Origin of the sequence: Hyphococcus formosus (assembly GCF_046736345.1) — a bacterium.
GTDB classification, from domain to species: Bacteria; Pseudomonadota; Alphaproteobacteria; order Caulobacterales; family Parvularculaceae; genus Hyphococcus; species Hyphococcus formosus.
Map to the genome: position 1 here is coordinate 2,836,261 of NZ_CP157210.1, position 17,099 is coordinate 2,853,359.

Genomic DNA, 17,099 nt, shown 5'->3' on the forward strand with positions numbered 1-17,099 from the left:
AATTTTTCCGCCCACCCAAATCCGCTAGTCAATCAATAGCCGCATTAGCTCTTCTGCGGCGATTTCACCGATTAGGTTTATGCGTTCAAAATCAGTTTTGTCACCAAGCTCAACCGTGACACCGGGAATGTCATAGGCAACATTTATCCAGGTTTTGAATGTCGGTTTTTCGCTATTGTGATTGGCATCCCGGACAATCGGATCATGCCCCGCAGCGACCAGACGCTCATTGATCGCTTCATGCCATGCTTTAACGATCATGCCCTTGGGTTCTGGGCTATCCGGTTGGGTGTACAGAATATCGCGGCGAGTGGAATGAAAATCGAGCCCGGCAATCAGCGATTGCCCCGCGTCTATTTTCTCCGCAATCAGATCACGTACTAATTGGCTTTCAGGTCGCGTAAACGGCCCCCAATCCCGATTGAGATCTAGCCCCGAAGATTCTAATCGCCAGTTGCCTGCGATAACGCCATCGGGGTTTAGCATGGGAATTGTGACAAGCCCGACTTTCTGGCGAAATTCATTCGCCATTGATTCATCGCGATAAAGCCGTTCGACAAAAGCCTTCATCGCAACAGCCCCTGTCGTTTCCGGCGGGTGTTGCCTGCCGATCAGGAGTAACCAATGATCGAGATCCTGTCCGGATTTAAGCGCGAATATATTTCGTCCCTGTGCGGATTCTCCGATGTTCTGGAATTCAGCCTGGTCATGGTTTGCAAGCGCTTTGAGCCAGCCATTCGTATCGCTGGGTAATATAATGGGCTGGGCCGCAATGCGGAGCGTACCGTCAAGGTCTTTGATCTTGAACGTGGCGCGCTTGCCGTCATCATGCACTTTGAGCTTGCTTGGCAAGGCTTGCCAGCCGGTCTCTTCCGTCCAGATTTTGGGGTCGTAGCGGTGCCAAAAATCCCCATATTCAAGGGTGATTTTTACGTCTCGTTCTGATTTCGTCGTGACGTCGAATGCGTACCAAGGGCTTGGGTTTATTGGTGTTGCTTCTGGCGTAATCGTCAGAACAAAATGACGTTTTCCTTTTTGAAAACACTCATTTAGACGGCCGCCATCAAACCGGGCGGTAAAGGAAACATTTTCGTATTGGCATTCCGGTCCGGATTGCGCTTTCGCTGGTTTCGCGTAGGCGTTGCCGGTGCATGTGAACGCAATTGCAAGCAATAAAAATGCCGTGCGAATGTTCTGAGAGCAGAGATTCACACGGCGCAATACCGTGGCGCTCATCATGAGCGCCACGCTTTAAGTTGATTAGAATGATTTCCGTACGTCGATATAAAGGTAACGACCACGGGCGCTATGGTAAGATGCATCATATCCATTTCTTTCGTCGGCAAGTGGGGGCTCTTTGTCGAAGATATTGTTTACCCCGAAACGGAAACGAGTATCACTGAGAACGCCAGCGTCCTCAAGTTCGTATTGCGCATAAAGATTAGTCGTCACCCAAGGTGTTACGATGAATGGTTCATCGTCTGGATTGAGACCTGCACCGGTATCGATAAAGCGGCCAATATAATTGACGCGCGCACCCATACCGAGGCCGCTATCATGACGCCATGTCAGGTTTGCACCAAGACGCCATTTTGGCTGACCATTTTCAAGAATGATGTCGCCTTCTTGTGCAACATCAATTTCATTTGAAATCTGGCCACTATCGATCGCATCAGCAATGGCGATTGATCCCGGTGAAAGGCTGACAAAGAACTCACGCAATTTCGTTGCGTTGAACTTGATGTCGAAATCACCGACCGCTGAACCACCGAAGGAATAATAAAGCGCGAAGTCGGTACCCGCGACATCGATATTCTCGTTATTGTCATAGGTGTCGTTGATGAACAGGATATCACCGACCGGGGTAATACCTGTACCGGCGAAGAATGCGATATCATCTTCGTTCGGATCCGCACGAACAACATTCGGGTTTGATGATCCATTGAGGCGCTGAACCAGATCAAGGCTGATATGGTTCTGACCACCGAAGACGCCGACAACGCGTTTACGCTGGATGTCCCAACGGTCCATCGTGATTGTCAGACCGTTCAGGAAGGACAATGCACCGTCAAGACCGCGTGGTTCAAACACGAAGCCATAGGTCAGGTTGCGGTCATCCTCAGGCCCGATATCCGGATCAACCGTCCGCCGCTCCTGCCGCGACTCCGTGAACCCTTCGCAATCGCTATAGTCGGCGAAGGTACCGTTTTCGACGCCAGCGTGACAGAAGACTGCATCGGTACGTGTATTTGAACGGAAGACCTCTTCATTGACCACGTAGAGGTTTGGAGCGCGGAAGCCAAGCGACCAAGCGCCACGGAACTTGATAAAGTCCACAGGTTTCCATGCCGCCGCGACCCGAGGCTTGATACCGCTACCGCCAAAGTCGGAATAATATTCATAGCGCGCAGCCGCCTGAATATCGAACGTGTTGATCAGCGGGATACCCATCTCAGGGCTAATGACCGGGATCGATGTTTCGACGAAGCCGGCCCATACGGTGCGCGAACCAGATGAATCAGGCGTCGGGCTGGAGCCCATTACATCGCTGAGAATTTCTTGCCCGGTCACCATATCGGTAAATGTAATCGTACCATCAAGACGATCATCACGATCTTCTTTATACGCCTCATAACGGCCTTCAACACCAAGCGCGACACCAACGCCGCCGCCCGGTAGCTGGAATAGACCGCCATTGGTCAGCTTGAAATCGCCGACGGCAAGTTCAGTCTGGCTCAGGCGTTGAACGTCAATCATGAAGGGATCGATCACTGATTGCGGGTTCGGTGTGGAATCGAGCGAGAAGTTGGTGAGGTCTGCGCCATTGAACATGTTATAGGCGTCAGGTGTTTCATTCGCCAAAGCCTGTTGGAACAAGGTCGATGAAACCCGTCCGTCAGTCATGTCGTCGGTTTTCGCACGCGAATAAAGCAGCGCGGTGTCAAAGTCCCAGTTAGACTGGCGCACTTGACCTTTCGCGCCCAAGAGCGCGCGCCAAGATGTGTTTTTCACATTGATATGGCGCGGTCCAAGATCGACAAGGCGATAGCGTGCACCGTCAACATAAACCGGCAGCCCTTCAGCAGGCACATTTTCAAGGCCAGGAAGGCGGTTTGGATTGGCGGAACCATCTGAGAAAGTAACCGGACCGAATGGGTTCCAGTAATTGTTCGCGGGGATTACGATATCACCGCTAGCAATCGGCGTAGATGCTTCGAGCGTGCTGTCAGTTTCAGCGTAGTAATAGCCAAACTCACCATAAACCCGAACGCCATTGTCCATGTCGTGGTTCAGGAAAGCAAACGCATTAAAGCGATCGCGGTCAGAAATGATCTGGCGAACAGGGCCAGCGTCATAGCGTAGTTCCCGATTTAGCGAGCTGTCATCAATGCAGATACCATCGGTGGCTAGATCATCTGCGGTCGTGCCGCGGCAGCCAGCCAATGTATCTGGCTGAATGTGAAACCTTCCGCCGGACGTCGTCAGGATTTCACCATTCTGGCGGACACGGGTCGATGAGGTTGTGTTCAGCGTAAACTGGCCCCAAGGCGAGCGTGTCGAGCGGTTGTCGAAAGAAACATCGCCTTCAAAATATCCGCCCTCCAGGAAGGGGCGCAGATCGTTGCTGGCCGAAAAGTCTTGCTCGCTTGCGAAAAGGCCATCGCGACGCGAATATTCAGCCGAAAAATTGATATTGGTCTTGCCGTCATTGAAGGTCTTGCCGGCCTGAAGACGGAAGCTTTGTTCGTCTAGTTCCGTGTCTTCGGCAGTTCCATGGCGTACTGAAAGCGCCAATCCTTCGTAATCATCGTCGAGAATTGTGTTGAACACACCGGCAACGGCATCGGTGCCGTAAATCGCGGATGCGCCATCATTCAACACCTCAACGCGTGAGATATTCGATACGGGCAGGGCGTTCACATTGGTTGTGACCACTGGTGTCGAGAGTTCCGCTTGCGTGCCGGGGTGGGCCACGACGCGGCGGCCATTCAGCAAGACCAGCGTACCGCTGGAGCCAATCGAGCGCAGGTTGATCGATGAAACGTCACCGCGCGCGTTGTTGACCGTACTATTGTTGTCGTCGCGGAATTCTGTTGCGCCTTGTGCCGGCAGCGCGGCAACAAGATCTTCGCCGTCGATACCGCCAACAGCCGCAATATCGTCTGCGCCGATCACCGTTACCGGGAGGGCCTCGTTGATGCGTGCTCCACGAATATTTGTCCCGGTGACAACAATAACATCTTCATCGGCGGCCGGAGCATCTTGTGCTACGGAAACGCCGGACATGAATGCAAACGCCGGTGCCGCGGAAAGCAGTAACTTCGTTTTGATTGAATTTCGCATATTATGTTTTCCCTCATGCGCGTCTTATTGGGCAAAAGACAGATAAGGAGTGTGCGCCTTTGCGGCGATTCCTGACCTGCTCCCTTGCCAAATTGGTTTTGGTGGTGCGCGTTATTCTTTTGTGATCTCTGGACGCGCAGCACCACGTTTAGTTGTGATCGATTGTGCTGCGCTGTCCACGAAAAATGAAATCGTTTCGTCGTATAAAGGCAGGGTGTGTTATAAATGCGCCAATAAACATGTGGAAATTGTAAGTTATGTTATGTGTAGCCTAAGCGTGTATAACCGCAGGTTATAATGCTATGAACAAAGATGTATCCTGTGGGTCGATATTGAATAAGGCGTAGGCGTCGTAATTTTCTGAGAGTGAGGAAGGCAATTTTTCATCAAGTCATAGAAAAAACCCGCCCCTTGGTATTTTGGCCGCCAGTGATTTTGCTGACCGGCGCGCTTATTTTTAGCCTTATCGATTTTGACGGTTTTCACAGCTCCGTGAGCGCGGCCAATGGGTGGTTGCTTACGCATTTCGATTGGCTGTTCAGTTACGCCTCCTTTGCGGCGGTTGGCTTGATCGTTTGGGTAGTGTTTTCGCCACTGGGCAGCGTCAGAATTGGTGGCCCCTCGGCCAAGCCTATCCTCAGCCGGTGGAATTGGTTCTCGATTACATTATGCACCACGATTGCCATCGGAATTTTGTTCTGGGGCGCGGCGGAGCCGATGTTCCATATGAATGGTCCGCCGGAGTTTTCCGGGGTCGCACCCCATTCAGAAGGGGCGGAAAGCTTTGCGGTCTCGTCCATGTTCATGCATTGGACGTTCACGCCCTATGCGATTTATTCGGTTCCCGCGCTGGCATTTGCCTTGGCGCATTATAATCTGGGTCGCCCTTATTCTTTGAGTGGTCCTCTCTCTTTGGTGTTTGGCCGTGCGGCGCTCGGTAAATCCGGCGCGGTAATTGATGCGGTCGGGCTTTACGCATTGGTGGCGGGCGTTGCCGCATCACTTGGTGCGGGGGTCATGACCTTATCAAGCGGCATTGAAACGGTGTCTGGCTTACACGACACAACCTTCTTGCGCTTTGTCATGATGGCGCTGATCGTTTCCGTCTTTGTGCTGTCATCAATCAGCGGTGTTCAGCGCGGCATAAAAATTCTCTCCGACCTCAATACGAAGTTCTTCTTTGCCTTGGTTGCCTTTGTGCTGATTGTCGGGCCGACCGGGAATATTCTCGCATTGGGGGCGGAAAGCCTGGTTGAATATGTAACGAAGTTCATACCGCGCAGCCTCGCGCTGGGTGAGCGCGCAAGTGATCCGTGGACGCGCGATTGGACGGTTTTCTATTTCGCAAATTGGCTTGCCTGGGCACCGATTACTGCACTTTTCCTTGGCCGGATTTCGGTCGGGTATACCGTGCGCGAGTTCGTGCTCTTCAATCTGGTTGCGCCCGCCTGTTTTGGTGCGGTTTGGATGACGGTGTTTGGCGGCGCGGCGATTGGCGCGGACGCAGGCGGCGGTGCGCTTTCTGCGGCGCTTGAAAGCCGAGGGCCGGAGTCCGTGATCTATGCTTTGTTTGAAACCTTTCCATTCAGCGCCATAATCATTTCATTGTTCATTATCCTGACATTTATTTCCTTCGTCACGGCAATGGATTCCAACACCCATTCGATTACGGGCGTTTGTTTAAAGGGAACGACGAGCAAGGAGCGCAGGAACGCTGAATATCAGATGAAGATATTTTGGGGCGTTCTTGTGGGTGCAATCGCGTTTATCATGACATCCACAACGGGGATTGATGGGGTCCGTATTTTATCGAACCTAGGTGGGTTGCCGGGCCTGTTTATTTTGATAACCATGGGCATCGTCATCGTCAGGATACGTCTGGCATGGCTCGACGAAGTGCGTGCCGCGCGTCAGCCGGCATCCTCACCTGACGAACCCGCCGGGCAGGTAAGCGCCCAATAGGGCCGATTTTGTTGCGGTAATGTCGCGCGCCTCACTAGGCGTGATTTTTTGGAACCATAATTTATCGCCCGGGCGCATTTGACCCAATAGCGGCAGGTCGGCCGCTATTATCTGTGCAATACGCGGATAGCCGCCGATCGTTTGTGCATCGACCGAAAGCAAAAACGGTGACCCGTCCGCCGGACATTGCACCGTACCGGGGAAGACCGCGCTACTGGCCATCGGTTTATGCGTATCGAGCGCAAGGGGGTTGCCCTCAAGCTGGAGCCCCATTCTGTCCGCACGCCGACCAATAGTCCAGGCGCCCGAAAACAACTGGCGCTGTGACTTTTCGGAGAGTTGCTCAAATTCCGGCCCTTCGAGGGCGCGAAGGAAAAAATCATGCGCAATGACCGGCCGATAGTCCGTAGGAATATCTTTTGGCGAGATGGTTTCGAGCCCCATCAAAGAAAGCGTGTCATCTGCGCGGATCGGATGCCCGTCCAAGCCGCCAATCAGCGCCGGGGGATAGGTCGATACGCTGTTGAGGAAGCGTTGCCCGGCAAGACCGCTGGCGAATGCAATATAGCAGCGTGCACCAATCGGAGCCGCGCCGATTGATAATATATCGCCGGGAGAAACTTTAATGGGGCGGTAGAATTCCAATGCTTCGTCATTGAGCAATGCCTTCATGGGCGCGCCAGCGAGCGCGATTTCACACTCTGCGCTGAACCGAATTGTCGGGCCGTTTAACGTGCATTCCAACGCTGCTGCGTTTGGCGGATTGCCTATTGCAGCATTGGCTAAGGCGAATGAAATTGGGTCCGCGGCACCGGATTGAGGGATGCCGAAATGGCGTTGCCCTGTGCGTCCAAGGTCCTGGATCGTCGTGTGAAGGCCGGATTTAAGAACGGTGGCAATCATCGACTTGCTTCCGAAAGAGCGCCGAATTCATCTTCGGTTATCTCCCGAAAACGAACTTCCGCGCCTGAGTGAAAGATGAACGGCTCCTCTGCCAAAGGATCAAAAAGTGGTATCGGTGTTCGTCCAATGATGTGCCAACCACCGGGCGACGGTAAGGGATAAATACCGGTCATGTTTCCAGCAATTCCAACGGACCCCGCAGCAACCTGAGGGCGCGGTGTGTCGCGCCGATTACAATGAAGCGTTTCGTCCGTCGGGCCGAGATAAGCAAAGCCCGGCGCAAACCCAACCGCCAGAACTCGGTATGCCGAAGCGGCGTGGAGTTTAATTAATTCACCTTTTTCAAGGCCGAGTGTGTTTGCTATCTCTTCGGTGTCTGGTCCATATTCGGTGCCATAGCATATGGGAATTTCAATAGTGGTCGTGGGCTCAGAAAAATCAGTAGGCGTATTTTCTATCGCCTCGACTAAAGTTATCTGCGCGGCGTCATTTGAAAGCGCGCTTGGCGCATAGCGCATTGTAACGCTATCAATACCGGCGACCGCATCAATGATACCGGGCTTGGTTCTTAAAGTCTTGGCGACTGTGTTCACGAACAATGCATCAGCCACGAGATCGGCATCATCGTGAATGGTCGCGATCCAACCATTTTCACCAAATGATTTTATGTCAAAACGATTTTTGTTCATGTAAAGGGCCGAATGGAAAAGCTTTTTGTCTCAAGCGCATGCCGGACCTGCGTCGCGGTTTCGACAGCGCCGGGTGAATCGCTGTGAATGCAAAGCGTATCAACGCGGAGACGCAAGTCTCCATCCGCAGCCTTGAAGCTTTCTTGTTGGGCGATGGCGGTCGCCTGGGCTGCGCGTTCGGTAACATCTTTGATGATCGCACCGTCCATGCTTCGCGGTGTTAACGCGCCATTTGCCAAATAGCGACGGTCAACAAAGCCTTCTGAGAAAAATTGTAGCCCCGATTCAGATGCCGCCTGTTCCAGCGCGGAACCCGGTGGGCCCACCAGTGCAGTATTTCCGCTCGCACGAGCGATCAGCCGCGCCAAATCAATATTCTTTGCTGCATCATTATAAAGCGCACCATGCGGCTTTATGTGATTGGCCTCTAGCCCATTCGTATCTAGAATATTTTTGAGGTTTAGGATTTGCGTGCGCAGACTGGCCTCTAATTGATCGCGCGGTATGTCGATGCTGCGCCGGCCAAAACCCTCTTGGTCGGGATAGGATGGATGCGCGCCCGCCCGAACACTATGGGATTTGGCAAGTCGTACCGTAGCCTGCATTGTCTCTGCTGTGCCCGTGTGACCGCCACAGGCAATCGAGCAAGAAGAGACCAGCGGCATCAATGCGGCTTCATTTTGTCTCTCTTTTTCGGTGTTATACTCACCCATATCTGCGTTGAGATCGATTGATCGCATCACATAACTCCGATCGCGCGCAAAATTCCTCTTATGCCAAGGCCAGCGGCAATTAAAACAACAATAATGCTTGCGCTATTTGCAAGCCAACCATTGGCATATTCGCCGAGCAGTTTTTTATTGTTGGCCGCATATAGCAGGAACACCGCAATGATCGGGAGCAATGCGCCATTCGCAATTTGCGCAAATATTATGATTTCGATGGGCCGCACGCCCGTAACGGCAACGATGGTCCCAAAAAGCAAAACGGTTCCGGCGATTGCGCGAAATTTTATGTTCTTGGGATCTGCGGGAAACCCAAATAGTTCCGATGCGGCAAAGCCAGTCGCGAGCGGTGCGGTGATCGCTGATGATAGACCGGCCGCAAATAGTCCGGCCGCCAACAAATAGGTAGCGCCGGTCCCGAATGCAGGTTCGAGTTGCCGCGCCATATCCGCGGCATTATTGACCGTTAGCCCAGTGCCGAAAAGGCACGCCGCTGCGGTTGAAAGGACAAGTATTGAAACAATACCGCCAACGCCGATCGATAATCTCGCGTCGAATTTCGCTTCCCGCAGCCCCATAGGGGAGGGCCAGCGTTTCTTTGCGGCGGCTGCATGAAGAAATAAATTATAAGGCACGATTGTCGTGCCGATTAGGCCGATCACGAGGGGGAGAGCGCCGGCAGGGATTTTCGGCATAGCGGCGCTTTTTAATAATGCGGTCCAATCAGGTCCTATGATGAAAAGCGCCGTTGCAAAGGCAAGCGTCATCAACAGAACGGCAACAATCAGTACCCGTTCAATGGTGCGGTATCCTCCGAACAACAATATTATGCCCGCAAAAATTGCGATTGCAGCAGCAAGCACCGAACGCGAGGAAAACGCGGGAAGCGCGGCCTCTATGCCCAATACCGCCCCGGCAATGTTCCCGCCCTCATAGGCGGCGTTACCGATAAAGAGTGCGCCAATAATCAGTGCTGCCACAGGCCATTTCAGCGCCGGTCGCCCGGTAAACTGTTCCATGACCGCTTCACCAAGGCCACGCTGTGCGATAACCCCAAGTCGAGCGGCGGTTTCTTGAAGAATGATGGCGGCAATCGTTGCGAATACCAATGTCCAGACCAGCGCATACCCATATGTTGCGCCGGCAACGGTTGCCGTTGTGACTGTGCCCGGCCCGATAAAGGCAGCTGCAGTAAGGGCCCCCGGGCCAATTGCGCGAAGTCTTTTCAACATTCGCAGACTTTACTGTGGGCCGCGCGAAATTGCACCCAACAAAAAAGCTGCCTTCCCGAGAGAAGGCAGCTCTGAAATAATTGATTTTTATACGCCTAGTAGTTTTCAGATTTTAGTTCGACACCGGCATCTTCTGTTGTCGATGCTTTTGTAACCGGCGCGGCTTCGATCAATGCAATCGGCGCACCGTCCGGAGTTTTTGGTTCTTCTTTCCGCTCTTCGCGAAGTTGCGGTTTTGGTTCCGGCGCGAGCGGTGCCGCAGGGGCTGGCTCGAAGTTAGGCGTTTCTACATTGCCGGATGCATATTCATCCCAATATGCGGGTTGCGCCATCATTTGGCGGTAAACGTCTATATTGTTATCGGCAACGATGGGCGGAAGGTCAGAACGTGCAAGACGTTCAGCTTCGCGCATTTCGCCCGAAAGAGCGAGGACCAATGCGAGGTTTTGACGAATGCGTGAATCACCACCGGCATTTGCTGCCGCTTTGCGTAGCGTTGTATTCGCAAGACCGAGTTTACCGTCGAGGGCGAATGAAAGCCCCTTATTGTTGAGTAGCATGACTTCGTTTGGTGCCATTGCCAAAGCGCGGTCGTAATTGCTGCGCGCCGCGGCGTGTTCACCGATTTGGTCTAGCGCCACGCCATAGGCTGAGAGGGCGCGCCAGTCATTCGGCAATTTCGCTATGGCTGTTTCAAGATAACGTACAGCTTCAAATGCACGGCCGTTTTCGACCAATACCTTGCCATATTCGAGATTCACTTTTGCGTTTTCCGGGTGCAGTGTCGATGACTTCTGCATTACAGAAACAGCTTCGTCGCTCGAACCAATTTTCCGCAAAGATTGCGAGAAACGGACAGTAATATCCGGGTCCGATTGATCCGTATTATACCGCGTACCCCAAAATGCCGCAGCGGCAATCGGGTCCATCCCCTCGTCAACAACGGGATCTGTATAAACGCCAATCGCGTCACGATATTCGGATTTACTGACCGATTCCGTACCCGCGTTCTGGGTGGTTGCACAGGCAGACAGCATAATTGCTGAACCCGCGATAATTGCGTATTTGTTTACAAGCCTAGATGCGTTAAGCATGGGTCGCGCCTCGATGAATTCCGCTTAGATTGGTCCAGATGATGACGCAAGGAGTTCAATAAAGGCTTAACCGTAAGGATAATGTACAATTAAAACCCGTTTTAGGGTGATTGTCGGAATTGATAGGTTAGCGGATTAAATATGCGTCAGGAATTATTAATCGACTATGAACAAGAAGCAGCCAATGCGGCGCTTCCGATTTATCTCGTCAATGAAAATGCCATTGAGGAATGTGATGCGCCAGACGGATTGAAATCGCTGGCGGAGGCAAATGGCTTTAACGGCGAAGCTGGGGGCGTCTTTAATGATGGTAAAGCGATCTTGCTCGGCATGGGCGATGGAAGTGATCCATTTTTAACTGCGGCGGCATCAGAACGTCTGCCCAAGGGCGATTATAGTCTCGCCGGAAATGTCGAGCCTGACAAAGCGGCTTTGCTCGCCCTTGGCTGGTTGATGGGGACCTACCGCTTTGATCGGTACAAACAACAAAAACCGACCGTCGCCCGATTAATCGCGCCGAAGGGCACGGATGTCGCGTCGGTGCACAGAGCGGCAACAGCCGTTTCGGCGGTGCGTGATCTTGTGAATACACCTGCTAACGACATGGGACCGTCAGCGATTGAGCATGTGGCCCGAAATCTTGCGGCAGGGGCCGGGGCGCAGATCGACGTCATCACCGGTGATGATCTCCTGGCTAAGAACTTTCCTATGGTGCATGCGGTGGGACGTGCGGCGAGCGAGGCTCCGCGTCTTATCGATCTGCGTTGGGGTGAGCCGGATGCGCCGCGACTGACCTTGGTCGGTAAGGGCGTGGCGTTCGATTCCGGCGGGCTCAATATCAAAGGCGGCGCTGGCATGTCGCTCATGAAAAAGGATATGGGCGGCAGTGCGCATGTTCTTGCGCTGGCGGGCATGATTATGGCGGCAAAGTTGAATGTCCGCCTCCGGGTGCTTGTACCGGCGGTTGAAAATGCGATTTCCGGCAATGCCTTCCGCCCGAGCGATATTCTTCAAAGCCGCAAAGGCCTGTCGGTCGAAATTGGTAACACAGACGCCGAGGGCCGATTGATTCTGGCTGATGCGCTGGCCTATGGCGCAGAAGAAAAGCCGGATTTGATGATTTCAATGGCGACGCTGACGGGGGCCGCGCGGGTAGCGCTCGGGCCTGAACTGGCCCCATTTTATTGTGACGACGAATCCCTTGTGGGCGCGTTACAACAAGCGGCGGCGCGTTGTGCGGACCCGGTTTGGCGTATGCCACTCTGGCGTAATTACGATGCGATGCTGGCTTCCTCTATTGCGGATGTGAACCATATTTCCGGCGGTTCCTTTGCGGGATCGATTACGGCTGCGCTTTTCTTGCGGAAATTCACCGAAGATGCGGCCCGGTGGATGCATTTTGACATCTATGCCTGGCGGCCCAAAGCCGCGCCGGGCCGGCCGGTCGGCGGCGAGGCGCAGGCAATCCGGGCATTGTTCGATGTTTTGAGCGCGCGCTACCCCGCGGCGTAATCTGTCGTTTCTTTGCCGATAATACCCTTGCCCTGAGCGGCCGAACGGTTGCAAGCATAGTAAATTAAAGAACGGGCGTTAAGGCGTAAGAACGAGCATGGCAGCGACGGATAATCTAACCAGTTGGCGGGAAGTAATGTGTGACGCAGTGCGCGCTGATGGGCCGGATCTCTCGATGCGGCAATGGGCGATCCTGCTGTCCGTTTATATGAAACCCGGCCCACATACGGTGCGGGCCTTGGCGCGGGATCTGAATGTGCCGAAGCCGGCAATCTCTCGTGCGTTGGACGCGTTATCTATCCTTGGGTTCATCAAACGTGTTCGCGATGCCAATGACAAACGGATTGTCATTGTGCAAAAAACTGCGGATGGCGCGATCTATCTCGACAATTTTTCACGGCTTGTTGATACCCATACGGAAGAACCGCGCCTGAACGCGATGTATGGCTAAGGCCTTTATTTAAATCGCGGCAGGTCTGCGATTTTTGTGCCGGCAATGCTGGCGGCACCATTCTCTAATTCAATCGGGCTCGAAATTTTGCCGCCGCCCGCAATAGCGGCCAATGTCAATGATGCCGATAATTGCTCGGCGTCGTCTTTCGATAAAAAATCAAGTTTCTCAATCGCCTTGATCATTGCCGCAGGGGCAGTGATTTCAGTGTTTAATTGGCCTGCAGGCGCGTTATTTTCGTCGAGCGTAATTTGCCCAGCAACCGCAAGTTTCGACTGTTCTATCTGTGCTTCGAGGCCGGAAATCACGAGTGCGCCACCATTCTCTCTCCATAGTGCTTGATCGTCCAGCAAATCCGTTTGGGTGAGGGCGATAAGCGCACGCATATTGGCGAGATCAATACGTTCTTGTCCGTGAAGCTTGGTTAGCTCTTCAAGCTTCATGCTGAGAACAAGCGTTGATCCGCCTTCTGTTTCGGGCATCAAGCCAAGCAGTAGCGTCTCAAGCTCGACGGTCTGGTTATCCTGAGGGCGGTTCGCGCGCAGGGAATTGATTGTTGCTGCGAATTTCCATCCATGATCCTTGTCATTGACGATTGAAAACCGAAAGTCTTCGGCGGTTGTTCGCCATTCGCCGAAACCATCGATAAAAGTGACTTGCTCGGTGCGCGACGAGAAAATCAGCTTGTTCAAATCATAGGGTAGGGCATCAAGGCTTAGGCGTTCCGTGTACCAAGAAATTTCGCCGCCCTGCGTAATGATTTTCGGATTCTCTACATGAACGCGAAGGAAAAACGGAAACCCGTCTGATTTCAGCGCATCATACTGAACATCAATCCCAATCTCGCGTTGATCCGCCGCCCAGTTTCCAATTGCCTTTTTCATCTCGCTGGCACCGGCCTGCCAGAGAAAGTAATAGGCGATGACGATAATGCCCGCGACCGCATAGGGAACATACAGCCAACGACGCCGGAGTTTTTTTGTCGCTTCAGTCATGGCGTTGATCCTCAAGGTCCGGTCGAGCGCGCTCTAATGAACCGCGCAATTCTTCCGTAAAGCTTTTGCGGTCAAGTCCCGGTTGAATGGGCGGCAAAATACGCATCGTTATCGTGCCCGGTATCTTTTTGATCCCCGGATGCAACCAGTGTCGGCCGCTATCATGGGCGACGGGTACACAAATGGTTTTTGTCGCCGCATAAAGCCCGGCAACACCCGGTTTTATCGATGCGCGTTCGCCCGGCGGAATACGGGTTCCTTCAGGAAAAACAATGACCTGCTCGCCAGCTTCAATATGCTCGACGGTTTGTCTGGTCATCGCGCGAAGCGCTTTTGCGCCGTCCTGCCGGTTAATGGCGACATTCCCGGCCCCGCGCGCCCACCATCCATAAACCGGTATGTTGAGAAGCTCTTTCTTCAATATCATAACCGGTTTTGGCATCAGCGCATAAAGGGCGATTGTCTCCCACATAGATTGATGGTTTGCGGCGATGATGGCACCCGATTGCGGAATATTCTCTTTGCCTTCGAGGTGCAGTTTAACGCCCGCAATATGGTGCAGCAACCATAGGGCAATACGCGCCCAAAGCTGGACGGTTTTGCGCGCTGCGTTTTTGTTGATGATCATCGGTAGGCAGATAATGCCCATGACCGCGATGCTCAGAATCAGGAGTATTGTAAAAATGAGCGAGCGAATTGCGATAAGCATTGGTTATGCGCCGATGCTGTCGATAAAGCCTTTGAAATGCGCCAGCAAATATTTCGAATATTCACCGGCGAGGCGGAGACCGGATTTCAGCGATGTCGGTTTTCCATCGCTATCAAGATAGCCGGAAGAAACCGCATAGGGCGTGATTTTTGCATCGGGCATCTTGGACGAGGTCTCTAGGATTGCGCGCGGCATGTGATATTCTGATGTGACGAGAACGATCTGCGTGAAAGCATGGGTCGAGGCCCAGTTTTTCAACTCGCTCGCATTTCCCTTAGTGCTCATGGCTTCGCGGCCCAGATCCACACAGCAGTCAAACCGATCAGGATCGCCAGTCCAGAATTCCGATAATCTTGCGCGGGATGTATTTGGATGGACGCCGGAAATGAGCAAGCGCTTGCCATTTCCCTTTTCGAAAATATCCATCGCCGCAACGATGCGCGCGCCGCCGCCGCCCGTATAGACGACAATGCCGTCTGCCTGATTTGGGGCCATATTGTTCGTCGGTGGTAATTTGGCGACGAAGATCAGCAGGCCGATCGCCCACAAAATGCCTATCCCGGTAAGACTTGAAATCAACTGTCTCACGTTTTTACCCGTCCCAAGTCTGTGGCACCCGCAATCATCGCAGCCGCCACGATACCCGATCCTGCCACGGCCGGTCTAGAGCGCTTGTCTTAATATTGATTGGCTAATGTTTTTAATACCGTAAGCCGTGCGGTGAGCGCGGTTACAAGGCAGGTCGCAATCGGGGCCACGGCCAGCCAGAGAATGACCCATCCACTCAGTGAAAAAGTCGGTAAAAAGCCATCGGTGCCCATTCTTGCTTTCATGCCAAGCGCTAAAAGGCCCAACACGGCAAGCGCGACTACTAAACCAAGAAGCGCGCCGCGAAGACCGAGAATGAAAAACCGCCTTTGGACTTCGGTAGCGATAAAGCCATCGGTTGCACCAACAAGATGAAGCACGGAAATAATTTCATGATTGGCCGCAAGCCCCGCGCGCGCTGCAAAAACAGAAATCGCACAGGCAGCGGCCATAACAAGAAGAAAGATCGCCAAGGCCAAAGCCTGACCCGACCGAGTTGCGCCGGATAGCCGGTCATGCCATCGCGAGTGATCATCAATGCTCGCGCCCGGTGCGGCGGCGGTCAGGCGGTTACGCAAAAGGTCGATATTATCGCGGATGGAGGGATCTGCTCTGACTTCGATAATGGCGGGGATATTCAGAAATACTTCCGCGTTGCCTTCGCCCAGCCAAGGTTCAAGAAGCTTTGCGGATTCTTCACGGCTCCGCATATTGGCTTCGATGACGCCATCAGTTTCTTGAAGAATGCGCATTGCTTCGGCAACGCTGGCGTCAATATCAGAAGGGCTGTCGCCTTTAACCTGAACGGTGATTTCTGATCGTAGGGCCGAGGTCCATTCGCTTGCTGAGCGATTGACCATTAAAAGCGCAGCCATGGCGAGTACCGCCAGAAACGACATGATCGCAATCACTGCGGTCAAAGGCGCGCCCGCCGCGCCAGCTTCGGGCAATAAGGGCGCGGAGCGTGATCCGAACCGTTTTTTCTTTGGTTGGTCTTCGCTTGCTTCTGCGTCTTCGCTCATGACGCGCCTCCCGCACCGGCACTATGGGAAACACCGCCATCATTAATTCTTAACACCGGTTTACCAATTGATTGCACCAGATGAAGATCATGGGTCGCGACAATGACGGAAGCGCCGAGTTTATTGAGCTCAACAAAGAGCTTCATAATTCGTTCACTCATTGCCGGGTCAACATTTCCCGTCGGTTCGTCAGCGAGAATAAGGTCCGGTTTTGAGACAAGTGACCGCGCCAAAGCCACTCTTTGTTTCTCTCCGCCGGACAAAGTTGGGGGTTTTGCGTCCATTCGGTGCCCCAAACCGACCCAGTTTAAGAGTTCGCTTACATCTTCACGGTATTGGTTTTGGTTAACACCAGCGACTTTCATGGGGAGCGCGACATTTTCGAAAGCGGTGAGATGGTCAAGGAGTCTAAATTCCTGGAATACGACGCCAATGCGTCGGCGCAGCGCGGGCAGTGCCTCGCGTGGGGCCGCCATGGCATCCACGCCGAACAGAAAGAAGCGCCCGCGCGTCGGTCGATGTGCAAGATAAATCATTTTGAGCAGGGACGTTTTCCCTGCACCGGACGGTCCGGTCAGAAAACGAAACTCACCCTCAGACAGCGACAAAGAGATATCGCTAAGGGTTTCGGGCGCGCCTTCATAGGAAAGCCCGGCATTTTCGAATCTGACGATTTCTTTTCCGGTATCCATAATCCATCCGGTTTGAGTGTGCAGCACATGATCTTACGCGGCTTCACTCTTGGTGAACACATAAATGATTCTGGCGTGTCATGATAATAACCTGTCCCGATTGTACCACCCGTTACGATGTCGATGACGAGCGATTTTCCCCAAATGGGCGCTCAGTGCGGTGTTCTTCCTGCGGCGAGAG

Annotated in this window: 15 protein-coding genes and 1 pseudogene; 4 read left to right on the forward strand and 12 right to left on the reverse strand. The window is 53.2% G+C overall.

The window, feature by feature from the left end; all coding sequences use genetic code 11:
- Window positions 1-24 precede the first annotated feature (24 nt).
- Both ABFZ83_RS13240 and ABFZ83_RS13245 read right to left on the reverse strand, forming a co-directional pair.
- Window positions 25-1,239 carry a M14 family metallopeptidase gene (locus tag ABFZ83_RS13240; protein WP_411817028.1) on the reverse strand — a complete coding sequence of 405 codons (1,215 nt, stop codon included), beginning with the start codon at window positions 1,237-1,239 and terminating at the stop codon, window positions 25-27.
- Between the two features lie 21 nt (window positions 1,240-1,260).
- Window positions 1,261-4,344 carry a TonB-dependent receptor domain-containing protein gene (locus ABFZ83_RS13245; RefSeq protein WP_411817029.1) on the reverse strand — a complete coding sequence of 1,028 codons (3,084 nt, stop codon included), beginning with the start codon at window positions 4,342-4,344 and terminating at the stop codon, window positions 1,261-1,263.
- 411 nt (window positions 4,345-4,755) lie between these two features.
- On the opposite strand from ABFZ83_RS13245, the gene ABFZ83_RS13250 reads away from it, so the two are divergent.
- On the forward strand, window positions 4,756-6,306 hold the full coding sequence (locus tag ABFZ83_RS13250) for a BCCT family transporter (protein WP_411817030.1): 1,551 nt from the start codon (window positions 4,756-4,758) through the stop codon (window positions 6,304-6,306).
- Here ABFZ83_RS13250 and ABFZ83_RS13255 read toward each other — a convergent pair.
- The 5 genes from ABFZ83_RS13255 to ABFZ83_RS13275 form a co-directional block, all read right to left on the reverse strand.
- A complete protein-coding gene (locus ABFZ83_RS13255; protein ID WP_411817031.1) occupies window positions 6,268-7,209 on the reverse strand; it encodes a biotin-dependent carboxyltransferase family protein in 942 nt (313 codons plus the stop codon). The genes ABFZ83_RS13250 and ABFZ83_RS13255 overlap by 39 nt on opposite strands.
- A complete protein-coding gene (gene pxpB, locus ABFZ83_RS13260; RefSeq protein ID WP_411817032.1) occupies window positions 7,206-7,898 on the reverse strand; it encodes a 5-oxoprolinase subunit PxpB in 693 nt (230 codons plus the stop codon). The genes ABFZ83_RS13255 and pxpB overlap by 4 nt, the downstream gene beginning before the upstream one ends.
- Window positions 7,895-8,638 carry a 5-oxoprolinase subunit PxpA gene (gene pxpA / locus ABFZ83_RS13265; RefSeq protein WP_411817033.1) on the reverse strand — a complete coding sequence of 248 codons (744 nt, stop codon included), beginning with the start codon at window positions 8,636-8,638 and terminating at the stop codon, window positions 7,895-7,897. The genes pxpB and pxpA overlap by 4 nt, the downstream gene beginning before the upstream one ends.
- Window positions 8,638-9,855 (reverse strand): Nramp family divalent metal transporter, encoded by a 1,218-nt coding sequence (locus ABFZ83_RS13270; RefSeq protein ID WP_411817034.1) that lies wholly within the window; start codon window positions 9,853-9,855, stop codon window positions 8,638-8,640. Before ABFZ83_RS13270 ends, pxpA begins: the two co-directional genes overlap by 1 nt.
- Window positions 9,856-9,950: 95 nt before the next feature.
- Complete coding sequence (locus tag ABFZ83_RS13275; protein WP_411817035.1) at window positions 9,951-10,949, reverse strand: tetratricopeptide repeat protein; 999 nt, start codon at window positions 10,947-10,949, stop codon at window positions 9,951-9,953.
- Between the two features lie 141 nt (window positions 10,950-11,090).
- Here ABFZ83_RS13275 and ABFZ83_RS13280 point away from each other — a divergent pair, with 141 nt between their 5' ends.
- Together ABFZ83_RS13280 and ABFZ83_RS13285 are read left to right on the forward strand one after the other, a co-directional pair.
- Complete coding sequence (locus ABFZ83_RS13280; RefSeq protein WP_411817036.1) at window positions 11,091-12,461, forward strand: leucyl aminopeptidase family protein; 1,371 nt, start codon at window positions 11,091-11,093, stop codon at window positions 12,459-12,461.
- A gap of 97 nt (window positions 12,462-12,558) precedes the next feature.
- On the forward strand, window positions 12,559-12,912 hold the full coding sequence (locus ABFZ83_RS13285; protein WP_411817037.1) for a MarR family transcriptional regulator: 354 nt from the start codon (window positions 12,559-12,561) through the stop codon (window positions 12,910-12,912).
- A gap of 5 nt (window positions 12,913-12,917) precedes the next feature.
- Here ABFZ83_RS13285 and ABFZ83_RS13290 read toward each other — a convergent pair whose 3' ends face one another.
- The 5 genes from ABFZ83_RS13290 to ftsE form a co-directional block, all read right to left on the reverse strand.
- A complete protein-coding gene (locus tag ABFZ83_RS13290) occupies window positions 12,918-13,907 on the reverse strand; it encodes a DUF2125 domain-containing protein (RefSeq protein WP_411817038.1) in 990 nt (329 codons plus the stop codon).
- Window positions 13,900-14,616, reverse strand: a complete 717-nt coding sequence (locus ABFZ83_RS13295) for a lysophospholipid acyltransferase family protein (RefSeq protein ID WP_411817039.1) — start codon at window positions 14,614-14,616, stop codon at window positions 13,900-13,902. The genes ABFZ83_RS13290 and ABFZ83_RS13295 overlap by 8 nt, the downstream gene beginning before the upstream one ends.
- A 3-nt stretch (window positions 14,617-14,619) precedes the next feature.
- On the reverse strand, window positions 14,620-15,204 hold the full coding sequence (locus ABFZ83_RS13300; protein WP_411817040.1) for a YdcF family protein: 585 nt from the start codon (window positions 15,202-15,204) through the stop codon (window positions 14,620-14,622).
- 89 nt (window positions 15,205-15,293) lie between these two features.
- Window positions 15,294-16,226, reverse strand: coding sequence for a cell division protein FtsX (locus tag ABFZ83_RS13305; protein ID WP_411817041.1), 933 nt, complete (start codon window positions 16,224-16,226; stop codon window positions 15,294-15,296).
- On the reverse strand, window positions 16,223-16,918 hold the full coding sequence (gene ftsE / locus ABFZ83_RS13310; protein ID WP_411817042.1) for a cell division ATP-binding protein FtsE: 696 nt from the start codon (window positions 16,916-16,918) through the stop codon (window positions 16,223-16,225). The genes ABFZ83_RS13305 and ftsE overlap by 4 nt, the downstream gene beginning before the upstream one ends.
- An 80-nt stretch (window positions 16,919-16,998) precedes the next feature.
- Here ftsE and ABFZ83_RS13315 point away from each other — a divergent pair.
- Window positions 16,999-17,094: pseudogene (locus ABFZ83_RS13315) on the forward strand (zinc-ribbon domain-containing protein); the annotation flags it as partial.
- Between the last annotated feature and the right edge of the window lie 5 nt (window positions 17,095-17,099).